Source organism: Hydrogenophaga soli, assembly GCF_054777695.1.
In genome coordinates this window covers 342,266-353,503 of sequence record NZ_BAAHAK010000002.1, presented here as the reverse complement: position 1 = coordinate 353,503, position 11,238 = coordinate 342,266, and the positions used below count along the sequence as shown (strand labels likewise).

Annotated in this window: 10 protein-coding genes, 1 pseudogene and 1 other annotated feature; of the genes and pseudogenes, 3 read left to right on the top strand and 8 right to left on the bottom strand. The window is 61.2% G+C overall.

Annotation, left to right across the window (positions count from 1 at the left end):
• Positions 1-8 precede the first annotated feature (8 nt).
• The 6 genes and pseudogenes from ACYVB7_RS04765 to glmS form a co-directional block, all read right to left on the bottom strand.
• On the bottom strand, positions 9-590 hold the full coding sequence (locus tag ACYVB7_RS04765; RefSeq protein ID WP_460505444.1) for a GNAT family N-acetyltransferase: 582 nt from the start codon (positions 588-590) through the stop codon (positions 9-11).
• Positions 577-1,446, bottom strand: a complete 870-nt coding sequence (locus ACYVB7_RS04760) for a DMT family transporter (RefSeq protein ID WP_460505442.1) — start codon at positions 1,444-1,446, stop codon at positions 577-579. Before ACYVB7_RS04760 ends, ACYVB7_RS04765 begins: the two co-directional genes overlap by 14 nt.
• Before the next feature lie 289 nt (positions 1,447-1,735).
• A complete protein-coding gene (locus ACYVB7_RS04755) occupies positions 1,736-2,173 on the bottom strand; it encodes a hypothetical protein (protein WP_460505441.1) in 438 nt (145 codons plus the stop codon).
• Positions 2,174-2,210: 37 nt separating this feature from the next.
• Entirely contained in the window at positions 2,211-2,462 is a 252-nt protein-coding gene (locus tag ACYVB7_RS04750) for a response regulator transcription factor (protein WP_460505440.1), read from the bottom strand.
• A 597-nt stretch (positions 2,463-3,059) separates the two neighbouring features.
• Positions 3,060-4,296, bottom strand: a pseudogene (locus tag ACYVB7_RS04745) (IS3 family transposase).
• Positions 3,899-4,015 (bottom strand) — a sequence feature (AL1L pseudoknot). Its footprint overlaps the pseudogene before it by 117 nt.
• A gap of 464 nt (positions 4,297-4,760) precedes the next feature.
• Positions 4,761-6,662, bottom strand: coding sequence for a glutamine--fructose-6-phosphate aminotransferase (gene glmS, locus ACYVB7_RS04740; RefSeq protein ID WP_460505439.1), 1,902 nt, complete (start codon positions 6,660-6,662; stop codon positions 4,761-4,763).
• A 200-nt stretch (positions 6,663-6,862) separates the two neighbouring features.
• Here glmS and ACYVB7_RS04735 point away from each other — a divergent pair, with 200 nt between their 5' ends.
• Positions 6,863-7,345, top strand: a complete 483-nt coding sequence (locus ACYVB7_RS04735) for an Lrp/AsnC family transcriptional regulator (RefSeq protein ID WP_460505438.1) — start codon at positions 6,863-6,865, stop codon at positions 7,343-7,345.
• A gap of 383 nt (positions 7,346-7,728) precedes the next feature.
• On the opposite strand, the gene ACYVB7_RS04730 is transcribed toward ACYVB7_RS04735, so the two are convergent.
• A complete protein-coding gene (locus tag ACYVB7_RS04730) occupies positions 7,729-9,042 on the bottom strand; it encodes an Hsp70 family protein (protein ID WP_460505437.1) in 1,314 nt (437 codons plus the stop codon).
• Between the two features lie 95 nt (positions 9,043-9,137).
• Between ACYVB7_RS04730 and ACYVB7_RS04725 the strand changes: the two genes are divergently transcribed.
• Both ACYVB7_RS04725 and ACYVB7_RS04720 read left to right on the top strand, forming a co-directional pair.
• On the top strand, positions 9,138-9,389 hold the full coding sequence (locus ACYVB7_RS04725; protein ID WP_460505435.1) for an antitoxin: 252 nt from the start codon (positions 9,138-9,140) through the stop codon (positions 9,387-9,389).
• An 8-nt stretch (positions 9,390-9,397) separates the two neighbouring features.
• Positions 9,398-9,811, top strand: coding sequence for a type II toxin-antitoxin system VapC family toxin (locus ACYVB7_RS04720; protein ID WP_460505434.1), 414 nt, complete (start codon positions 9,398-9,400; stop codon positions 9,809-9,811).
• A gap of 100 nt (positions 9,812-9,911) precedes the next feature.
• Here the strand turns inward: ACYVB7_RS04720 and ACYVB7_RS04715 are convergent, their stop codons facing one another.
• Positions 9,912-11,165: a hypothetical protein gene (locus ACYVB7_RS04715; protein ID WP_460505432.1), complete on the bottom strand. Its 1,254-nt coding sequence runs from the start codon at positions 11,163-11,165 to the stop codon at positions 9,912-9,914.
• Positions 11,166-11,238 lie beyond the last annotated feature (73 nt).

The window sequence follows — 11,238 nt, the reverse complement described above, 5'->3', positions numbered from 1 at the left end:
TTGCAAAATTACGGCTGCGTAATTAAAACGCCAACGCTGAAGCAAAAACTCTTTTCATAAATTCGCTGTTTGCGTTGGAGTTCTCTGATCCGATAGACATTGAGAAGCCACTGGGGCTTATAGAGCAGCCGGAAGTAGATTCCCCAGTCTGTTCGCTGTTTGGCAAAGTCGTCCAGTTCGCGATACAGGGTGAAGCCGATTGACCGTAGCATTCCCTCCATGCTACTGGTGCTGTAAAAAATCACATACCGACGTCCCGAAAACCGTAAAGTGTCCATGGCTAATTGCAATAGCCGCCGTCCCAACTGCTGCCCCCGATAGGCTGGACTGACGAAAACCACAGCAATCTCGCTCCATAAGCCAAATAGGTGGTGAACGAGAATTGCAGCTGCGATGCAGTTAGAACTCCAGTCATACAGCAAGAAGACATCTTTTCCCCCAGTCCACTCAGCGCAGCTATATCCTGTAATGTTTGGCTCTGCCGCTATTTCTTTGATTATTTGATTGGCTTCACTTGTAGTAAGTGGGCGACGTTGAAACCAAAATTTGTCATCCGCACGTGGAAAGCCCGGCGATTTAAGTGAATGCACTAGAGATGCTCCATATTGCCAAAAATGCGAAGCCCATGCCGATATATTGCAGTCTACCAATGGCTTCTTTGATCACAAAAACTGCCAGCAGCACTGTAAAGACTGGATATAGGGATATGAGTACGCTGGTTGTGGACAGTTGGGCTCCCTGGAGTGCAAAGTACATTGCCGAGTTAGCTATGGCGTCCAGTATGCCGATCAGAAGGGAATAGCGAATCAGTGATATCGGTGTTTTACGCAATGTTTTCAAGCGGGTTCGACCAGCTAGAAAAACAAGCACAGTAGCTGAAACGCGGGCCATGAGAATGGGCCATAGTCCTGCACCTGCGGGGACCTGATGGGCAAACATAAAGCTCAACGCGAAGGCTGTACCGGCGCCCACGGTCAGCAGCAGTACTTGTCTCGTAAAGGGAAGCAGAGATGCAGGCATAGCCAAGGTACTACTCTGATCGGTTGGCTGCCAGCTGACTAAAGCAATTGCGCCAATGGCGAGTATGACTCCTGCCAAAGCCAGACTTGATAGGGGCTCACCTAATCCAAGACCAACAAGCACTGGCAATGCAGCAGTCAATACTGAGGTGATTGGCGATACGATGCTCATAGGTCCACGTGCTAAGGCTGCATAAAACCACCATATAGCAACTGCCATAGCCACCCCCGAAGACATGCCCCATGTCATCGATGTTGCATCCAACTGTCCGCCAAAAATTGGGCACACCAAAAGAACAAGTACAGCCGAGATTGGATACGAAATGATAATGATATCAAGCGCAGGGTATTTACGTGCGGCATAGCCACCAATAAAATCACTCACACCATAAGCCAGAGCGGCGATAAATGCCATTAAAATATTCATGGATTTTTTTGGTTGCAATATATTTCTTGCAAGTAATGAAATGATCTTATGAGGAATGAATGGTCACATTTCAATTTAATATGTGATCGTTGGCAAGTGCCCCGGCTTTCGATCTCTCACATGACAAGCAGCTCGGGTTTGTGATATGTTTGTCACTTGACTTACTTCGGGCAACTTAAAAACGGCAACCAGCAGCCGAAGATTCAGTAGAGTCATGACGAATACTCGATGCGGTCATTGGTGGTTTTTTGAGTCAGATAGGCGCGTCTAGGGGAGTGCGACGTCAGCACTAAACCACCATAACGTACCGGTCAAGTTCGAGCAGAAAGATCAGTGACACCACTCCGGCCAAAAGACTGGCCGAAATTTCTTGCGGCAGGAGTGCCGCGAAGATCACGGCGTACTGGACGGAGGCTTTGGGATTACTTAGCATTGTCATGAAGGCCAGTCCAATAGTCTGCTTTTCGATTCCACGCCGATACGGCGTGAGCTGGCGATGTATGTCTGTGCAACCATCGAAAAGTTGTGGCTGTGGCTGATGTCTCCGGTCGCCAACACGCTGAGCAGCGTGCTGATTGCAAGCAAATTGTTCAATTCGCGCGTTGCTCAAAGTACCAAAGGCCAGCTGTGTCAGCGCCATACCCATGGCGGCAGCAACCAGTGCCGTAAAAGACACGGGCCGTTGCGCCGAGTGGGCTTGGCGAACCTTTTCCCTGAACAATTTCATGCCGCCAGTTTGGCGTTGGCGGCTTGCGTGGGCAATCCTACAGATGTAGCTCTACACCTGTAGCCCTGCATGTGTAGGGGGGGGGGTGATGCGCCTCTGCGCTGGCTGCTGGCTGTCCGTGCTGCATGGCCAACTGCGTGCGTGTGACACAGCCTGTGCGCTGCAACATGGATGAAATGTGGTCGCGCACGGTGTGGGGACTGATGCCCAGAATGGACGCCATGGTTTTGTTGTTCAGCCCTTGTGACAGCAGGTGCAGAACATCGTGTTCCCTACGGGTGAAATGCATGGTTTTTCTTTGAGTGAATTCGGCATAAGCCGATTGCGTATGAACAAAAAGTGAAGGGGTACCAATGTGCCGTGTTTCAGTCGTTTGCGCCATCCCTCAAATGGGGGAGGCCGAGAAGCAATCCAATCCACCGAACTTATGCTGTTAAAATACACAAGCTGTTGATTTTATTTAATATTCTCAAGAGGTCGGCATGAATTCTGCCTCGAAGCTGTGTTTCCTTCCAGTCTGTTCTGACTCGGTTTGCCCAACACAACCAAAGCCCGGCGTTCTTGGCTGAGGCACGTCACCCTGCTTGTCGGCACCAATTCAAAATTGACCACCTGTGCCAACTGATTTTTGACCAGGGATCGAAGGCCGGGTGCTTGGCACCCAATCCACCGAACTTAAGCCGCCCGCTTGTAAGCCTGTGAGGGATGAGGCTTGTGGCGGGTGTTCTGTCGAGGTTGACTTCCGCCCGGCAAATGGCGCACGAGCGAACGGCCCATCATGGCCACCCAGTCACGGATGAGCGCAGGCAACTCATGAACGTGCAGCAGCAACACACGCACACAGCGCGACAGTGAACCGCCCCGGCTTTCAAGGAGGCCGGTTGGTTTAAGTTGACACCTCTGGCGAGGTGTCGGTGACGGCGAGTTGCCCCCAGTAGTTTGCCTCAGCCTCTGCCGGGGGATGCCCCCAATCGGCGTGAGCAGTCGGGTGTGGTTGAACCAGTGCACCCACTGCAGGGTGGCCAGTTCCACGGATTCCCTGGTCTTCCAGGGTCCCCGGCGGTGAATCATCTCGGCCTTGTACAGCCCGTTGATGGTCTCGGCCAGTGCGTTGTCATAGCTGTCACCCCTGCTGCCCACCGAGGGCCGTATGCCCGCCTGGTCCAGGCGCTCGGTGTAGCGTATGGAAACGTACTGACTGCCCCTGTCGGAATGGTGCGTCAAGGCATGGGCCGCAGGCTGGCGGTCATACAAGGCCTGCTCCAGCGCATCCAGCACAAAGTCCGTCTGCATGCTGCGGCTGACCCGCCAGCCCACGATACGCCGGGCGTACACGTCCATCACGAAGGCCACGTACAGCCAACCCTGCCAAGTCGAAACATAGGTGAAGTCCGAAACCCACAGCTCGTTGGGGCGACTGGCCTTGAACTGCCGGTTGACGTGGTCCAGCGGGCATGGTGCCGATGTGTCCGCAGTGGTGGTGCGCACTGTCTTGCCACGGCGCGCCCCTTGCAATCCCATGGTGCGCATGAGCCGCTCAACGGTGCAACGTGCCACCCGTATGCCCTCACGGTTCATTTGGAGCCAGACCTTGTCGGCTCCGTAGACCTGCCAGTTGGCGTGCCACACGCGCTGGATGTCGGCCTTCAAACCCTCGTCACGATGAGCGCGTTGACTGCGCAGTTGCGGGTTGCGTTGCCGGGCTGCGTGGCGCCAGTAACACGACGGGGCCATCTGCAACACCCCGCAGATGGGCTCGACCCCGTAGGCATCACGGTGGCGGTCAATGTAGTTCTTCAAGACTTCAATCGGCGGTCGAGCTCCGCCTGTGCGAAAAACGCGCTGGCCGTCTTCAGGATGTCGTTGGCCCGGCGCAGCTCCTTGACCTCTCGCTCCAGTTCCTTGATGCGCTGGGCATCCGAACTGGTGGTGCCGACACGCTGGCCGCTGTCGACCTCGGCCTTCTTGACCCACTCGTTCAAGGTCTGCGGCACGCAGCCAATCTTGGGTGCAATCGATTCAATGGCTGCCCACAGCGACGGGTAGTCGGCTCGGTGCTCCTGCACCATGCGAACTGCGCGTTCGCGTACCTCGGGTGAAAACTGGTTCGACTTCTTGCTCATGGCTCCATCCTCTCAGAGAAAAGAGCCTCCTCAAATCCCGGGGCGGTTCATCTTGCTTTGCCAACTCCTGGCGGATGCACTGCTAAGACTAGGCTGCCCCAGATTTGCGTAATCGGGAGCGACTGCATTTGCGCGCGACAGTCACTCGCCGGTAGATTTCTAACGGCAGCAACCAGCCTCTTGCAGTCATTGCGGCATGTGGGGCCTGCTCGAACCTCAAGAAGCTCTCGCAAAATAGAGCGCTCAAAATTATCGCTCTATTTTTTATAGCAGCAAATCCAAATGGATCTGTGGTTAGCTCCGCATATCCAGGTCTTCTCTACCTGTGGGATTCGAGTTTACGACTTTGCCGTTACAAATGACCACCCTGCAGACCCGCATGAATACTGGAGGCTTGTTTACGACTTTATTTGGGTGTTTACGACTTTAATTACCCAAAATAACCACGCGAACCCCTGCCTCCCTCACTCCACCGTGACGCTCTTGGCCAGGTTGCGGGGTTTGTCCACGTCGGTGCCCCGCGCACAGGCGGTGTGGTAGGCCAGCAATTGCAGCGGCACCACGTGCAGGATGGGGCTCAGGTGCCCATAGTGCTCGGGCATGCGGATGACGTGCAGGCCCTCACCACTCTCGATGCGGGTGTCGGCATCGGCCAGCACGTACAGCACACCGCCGCGCGCGCGCACCTCTTGCAGGTTGCTTTTCAGCTTTTCCAGCAGCGCATCGTTGGGGGCCACCGTCACCACCGGCATGGCACTGGTCACCAGCGCCAGCGGGCCGTGTTTCAATTCGCCCGCGGGGTAGGCCTCGGCATGGATGTAGCTGATTTCCTTGAGCTTCAGCGCCCCCTCCAGCGCAATGGGGTAGTGCATGCCCCGCCCCAGGAACAGGGCGTTTTCCTTGGCCACGAACTGCTCGGCCCAGCCCATGATTTGCGGCTCCAGCGCCAGCACCGCCTGCAAGGCCACCGGCAGGTGCCGCATGGCCTTGAGGTGCTGCGCCTCCTGCGCTGGGCTGAGGCGGCCCTTGGCCTGGGCCAGCGCCAGCGTCAGCAGGAACAGCCCGGCCAGCTGGGTGGTGAAGGCCTTGGTGCTGGCCACGCCAATTTCCACCCCGGCGCGGGTGATGTAGGCCAGCTTGCACTCGCGCACCATGGCGCTGGTGGACACGTTGCAGATGGTCAGCGTGTGCGTGTGGCCTTGGGCTTGCGCGTGGCGCAGCGCGGCCAGGGTGTCGGCGGTCTCGCCGCTTTGGCTGATGACCACCACCAGCTGGCGCGGGTTGGGCACGCTGGTGCGGTAGCGGTATTCGCTGGCCACCTCCACCTGGCAGGGCAGGCCCGCCAGATCTTCCAACCAATACTTGGCCACGCAGCCGCTGTAGTAGCTGGTGCCGCAGGCCAGGATGAGCACGCTGTCCACCGCCTGGAAGGTGGCGTGGGCGCCCTGCCCCGGCGGGGGCAGGTTGACGGCCTCAAACAGCTCGGGCGTGATGCCTTCCACGCCTTCCAGCGTGTCGGCCACGGCGCGGGGCTGCTCGAAAATTTCCTTTTGCATGTAGTGGCGGTAAGGCCCCAGCTCCGCCGCGCCGCTGTGGGCGTGCACAGTGCGCACGGGGCGCTGCACCGGGCGGCCGCTGGCGTCGGTGATCCACAGCTTGCCCAGTTGCAGGTCGGCCAGGTCGCCCTCTTCCAGGTAGATGATCTGGTCGGTCACCCCCGCCAGGGCCATGGCGTCGCTGGCCAGGAAATGCTCGCCCGCATGTTCGCCTTCGCCCTGCCCCACACCCACGATGAGAGGTGACCCCGAGCGTGCGGCCACCACGCGGTGCGGCTCGTCCTTGTGCAGCACCGCAATGGCATAGGCCCCGTGCAGGCGCTGGGTGGCGGCCAGCACGGCGGCGAACAGGTCGCCGTCGTACAGGGCATCCACCAGGTGGGCAATGACCTCGGTGTCGGTCTGGCTGGCAAACACGTAACCCTTGGCTTGCAACTCGGCGCGCAGTTCCTCGTGGTTTTCGATGATGCCGTTGTGCACCAGCGCCACCCGGGCGGGGGCTTCAGCGCCCTCGGCCCCGGGCCGTGCGCCCAGGCTGAAATGCGGGTGGGCGTTGTGCACCGCCGGGGCCCCGTGTGTGGCCCAGCGGGTGTGGGCAATGCCGGTGCCGCTGGCAATGGACTCGGCCTGCACCTGCGCCAGCAACTCCGCCACCCGGGCGGTGCTGCGGGCACGCGTCAAACCGCCCTGCCCGCCCTGGTGAATGGCCAGGCCGCAGGAGTCGTAACCGCGGTACTCCAGGCGCTGCAAGCCCTGAACCAGAACCGGAACCATGTTTAGGCGCGACACAGCGCCCACGATGCCACACATACCCACACCTCCTGAAAACGGATGAACCCATCGGCACACGGCCACAACCGGGTCGAACAACGACCGTCCTTGGGCCGCTACAGGGTTGGCATGTTAGGCGAGCACCACAATCCATGGATTTTGTTTCATGGTTTTGTTTTTTCTGAAAATTTCACAATCATGGCATGATGAAATTTATAGAAAAACAAAGTTACTTTCACATGAATGAATTTCTCTTGGATGCCATCGACATTGCCCTGCTGTCGCAGCTGCAAACCAACGCCACCCTGAGCAACCAGGACTTGGCCGCGGCGGTGCAGGTGTCGCCCCCCACCGCGCTGCGCCGGGTGCGGCGGCTGCACGAGGCCGGGCTGATCGAGCGGCAGGTGGCGGTGCTGAACGCCGACCGGTTGGGGGCCTTGCGGGGCCATGGCCTGACGGCGCTGGCCGAGGTGTCGCTGGACCGGCAGGACGCCGCCGCACTGGACGCCTTTGAGGCCCGCGCCGTGGCCGACGACGCGGTGCAGCAGTGTTACCGCGTGAGCCCAGGGCCCGACTTTGTGCTGGTGCTGGCCGTGGCCGACATGCCGGGCTACCACGCGCTGGCGCAGCGGCTGTTCAACACCGACGTCAATGTGCGCAATGTGAAGGCGTTTTTCAGCGTGAAGCGGGCGAAGTTCGACACGCGGGTGGTGTTGGGGTGAGTCCTCGCGGCGGGGTGGGGCGGGTGGGCTGTGGGGTGGGCGCCTCGCCGGGGGTCCGCTTTGCGGACTTCGCTGCGGTGCTCGACCGTGGGGCGGCGTCGCGGAACTCACTGCGTTTTGCCCTTGGGCAAAACTCCGCTCAAACAACCGCGACAAGTCAGAGGTGGAAGGTGCGCTGGCGCGCACCCCGCCCCCCGGTCTGTGCGCCTCGCCCCCGGCGAAGGCACCCGCCCCACAGCCCACCCGCCCCACCCCGCTGAGGGGCTGCTGATTCACCACGGGGAGAAAAGCCCCGGTGCAGGCTGGCCACCGCGCATGCGCCAATTACTATCGTTTTGATAGCTGCTTGCGCTTTCATAAAAAGCGCTAGAGGCACATTTTCCTTACAAATTCCAGCCCGTCACCGCCAGTCCGGCGGCCACGCCGCCGAAGCGGTTGCCGGGCACCAGCTTGGCTTGGGGCATGGCCTGTTGGAGCGCGTCCACCAGGGGGCGCAGGGCGGAGGAGCCACCGGTCAGGTACACCTCGTCCACCGCGTCCAGACCTGAGCGCTGCACACACAGCTGGGCGCAGGCCACCACCTGGGCCAGGGCGGGTTGCAGGGCTTGGGCCAGGGCGTCGGCATCCATCCAGGCCGACAAGGGCTGGGGGGCCGCGCCCGGTGCAGCAGGAGCGGACGGTGCGGGCGGATCGGGCAAGAGGCAGTCCAGCAGCACCTGGGCGGGTTGGCCGGATTGCGAGCAGGCGATCTTGGCCGCCTCCACCCCCGCCAGCAAGCGGTGGCCGTGCTGGCCGTGCAGCGCGTCCATCAGCCGGGCGTGCAGGTGGCGGTTGGCGTAGTGTGTGCCCAGGCTTTGGGCAAACAGCATGGATTTGCGGCTGTACGCCTGGTGGATGAGGTGCCAGGTGCTCAGGTCAAAAAACACACTGCTGGGCACGGGGCGGCCCGCGGCGTCGGTGTGGCGGTAGCCCATGAGGGGCATGACGCGGTCCAGGTCCAGCAGCCGGTCGAAGTTGGTGCCGCCAATGTGCACACCCGTGGTGGCGAGGATGTCGCCCACCCGGTCGGCCTGGCGGCTGCGTGCGGGGTGCAGGCGGATCACGGTGAAGTCGGACGTGCCGCCGCCAATGTCCACCACCAGCACCGTGGTTTCGCCGCTCAGGCGCTGCTCGTGGTCCAGTGCGGCGGCAATGGGCTCCAGCTGAAAGCTGAAGTCGGTGAACCCCGCCTGCCGCGCGGCTCGGCCCAGGGCGTCCTGCGCCTGGGCGTCGCGGGCGGGGTCTTCGTCCACAAAGTGCACGGGGCGGCCCAGCACGGCGCGGGTGATGGGCTGGCCCACATGCGCTTCGCTGCGGCGCTTCAGCTCCTTGAAGAACAGCACCACGATGTCGAAAAAGCGCATGGCCTCGCCGTTGACCGAGGTGACTTCGTCCATCAACGGGCTGCCCAGCAGGCTTTTGAGGGCGCGCAGCAAGCGCCCCTCGGCCCCCGACAGGTAGGCCTGCATGGCCTCGTGGCCGTACAGCACGGCGTGGGTTTCGGCGTCGAAAAACAGGGCGGTGGGCATTTCAGCCCGGCCCTGGCCCAGCGGCACTTCCTGGAGTTGGCCGTTGGCGTCCATGTAGGCGGCGGCGGAGTTGGAGGTGCCGAAATCAATGCCCAGCACAGGGGCGGCAACGGGCGCGGTGGAGGTCAAAACAGGTGGGGGGTGTGGTCGAAAGGGGCCGCATTGTCCACCACACCGCGGGGCTCGTGATGTAGTATGGCAACGGCATATCACAGGAGAACACCATGACCACCACTGCCCGCATCTTCATGAGTGGCCGCAGCCAGGCGCTGCGCCTGCCCGCCAAGTTGCGCATGCCCACCCAAGAGGTCCGCATTGAGCAAATTGGCAATGCCCTGTGGATACAACCCCAGACCGAACCCGCCGCCGACATGGGCCAGTGGCTGCAAACGTTTTATGCCGACACCGAACCCTTGCCCCCCGACTTCCTGGCCGAGCGCTCCGACCCCCCTGCCCAAGAACGCGACTGGTCTTGAGCGCCCCCATGAACCGCACCCTGGACACCAACATTTGCAGCTACATCCTGCGCCAACGCCCGGCAGGCATGGTGGAACGGTTTTCTCGGCTGAACCGCCATCAGCTTTGGTTGTCTGCGGTGGTGGCTGCAGAGTTGCGCTATGGCGCAGCCAAGCTGGGGCAGCCCCGATTTCACGCCGCGGTGGAGGCCTGGCTGGCGGGTTTTGAGGTGCGAGACTGGTCCTCCGACGCCTCGCACCACTACGCCGCATTGCGCGCGGCCCTGGAACGCCAAGGCAAGCCCATCGGGGGCATGGACATGATGATTGCCGCCCACGCCATGGCGGAAGACAGCGTGCTCATCACCAACAACGCCCGGGAATTCCACCGGGTACCCGGGTTGGCGGTGGAGGAATGGGGGCTGGACACCCCCGATCGCTGAAACACCGCTCCCGTCAACCCCCACCCTGCGCCAGCCACACATGCCGGGGGCGCGAGGGGGCACCGACTTCGAGGGAGCCATGCGTTTCAGGCCTCACAGGTCACTGGAAAAAAGCCGGGCAGGTGCTGGGCAGGGCTGCGGTGGGAATGGCTTCGCAGGTGTTGCGGAAGGTCAGGTGGCCGTGTTTGTCGGTGGACAGCTCCCACACGCTGTCGTAATCCTCAAAACCCCAGGCGGGCACCTGCGCTGCGGCAGCGGCGTTCTGGTACATGCTGGTCAGCAGGTATTTCACGGCTTTTTCAATGTGGGCGTGTTCCCACCCCACGAGGATGGTGCTGCCGCTCTCGGAGTGCTTGAAATGCGGTGAGGCGCGGTTGAACAGGGCCTGCGCCAGATCGACGGCGTCGTTCCACTGGAAATCGGCCAGGGTGAGGGGCAGGTTGTGTTGGATGGCAAACGGGGCCACCGTGAGCGAAGGCCGGATGTACGAACACGTGCCGCTGCACCCAATGATGTTGTTGGGGTTGGAGGTGAAGATGTGATCGGGCTTGCGTTGGCCCATGAGGTCGCTCAGCCGCCCATTGGCCCCCAGCGCACGCCACTGGCCTTGGCACACGTAGTTGCCGTTTTCAAAGTTGCCGCTGGGGTGGGCTTCCACATGGCGCACCAGGTACACCTTTTGCTCGGTATAGGGCTGCCAGCCCCCGGGGGCCATGGCGTGCACGGTGACGGCGGGTTGCGAACAGGCGCTGCGCTTGGGCAGGGGCACGGCGGGAAAGTGGGCGTCGTCGGCAATGCCATCGTCGTAACTGCCCACGGCAAACGGTGCGCCTTGGCCCGACAGCACCACGTACTGATGGGTGCCGTTGAGGGCCAGCGTGCCGTTGCTGACGGCGCTGACCATGGCCTGAAGCATGTCGGGCGGCAGGGCCATGACGTAGGTGCCCCGGGGCTGGTTGCCCAGCAGCTGCAGCAAGAAGTAGGCAGGGGAGTTGTACACGCTGGCATCGCCCGGGCTGAGGCTTTGTGAGGTGACGCCCAGGTTGTTCAGCAGCGCATACGGCTCGATGGTTTCCAGCGGCACCATGCTGGACGACCCCGACGGCGTGAAGGCGTACACCTGCCGCACCTGCGCCTGCTTGCCCGCCAGTTGGGCGTTGAGCAGTTGCCCGAACCGCAGCGCGTGGTTGAGCCCGGTGGGCGAGAGGTTGTTGCCGGTGCCGCTTTGGCTTTCAAAGCTGGGCACCAGCACAAAGTTCCAGTCGTTGGGGTTGAGCGCGGGGGTGGCGGCCAGCGCCGCGCGGCTGAAGCACAGGGTGCACCACAGCAGCAGGAAGAAGAATCGGTTTTTCATCAGGAGGTCTCTGGGTGGGCCAGCCCACACCATGGCGATGTGGGCTGGCGAGTTGGAGAAAAAAGGAATCAAG

Bases quoted from the DNA above. Each gene is read 5' to 3' on its own strand.
- ACYVB7_RS04760 (WP_460505442.1), bottom strand. From the start codon at position 1,446: ATGAATATTTTAATGGCATTTATCGCCGCTCTGGCTTATGGTGTGAGT.
- ACYVB7_RS04755 (WP_460505441.1), bottom strand. From the start codon at position 2,173: ATGAAATTGTTCAGGGAAAAGGTTCGCCAAGCCCACTCGGCGCAACGG.
- ACYVB7_RS04750 (WP_460505440.1), bottom strand. From the start codon at position 2,462: ATGCATTTCACCCGTAGGGAACACGATGTTCTGCACCTGCTGTCACAA.
- glmS (WP_460505439.1), bottom strand. From the start codon at position 6,662: ATGTGTGGCATCGTGGGCGCTGTGTCGCGCCTAAACATGGTTCCGGTT.
- ACYVB7_RS04735 (WP_460505438.1), top strand. From the start codon at position 6,863: ATGAATGAATTTCTCTTGGATGCCATCGACATTGCCCTGCTGTCGCAG.
- ACYVB7_RS04725 (WP_460505435.1), top strand. From the start codon at position 9,138: ATGACCACCACTGCCCGCATCTTCATGAGTGGCCGCAGCCAGGCGCTG.
- ACYVB7_RS04720 (WP_460505434.1), top strand. From the start codon at position 9,398: ATGAACCGCACCCTGGACACCAACATTTGCAGCTACATCCTGCGCCAA.
- ACYVB7_RS04715 (WP_460505432.1), bottom strand. From the start codon at position 11,165: ATGAAAAACCGATTCTTCTTCCTGCTGCTGTGGTGCACCCTGTGCTTC.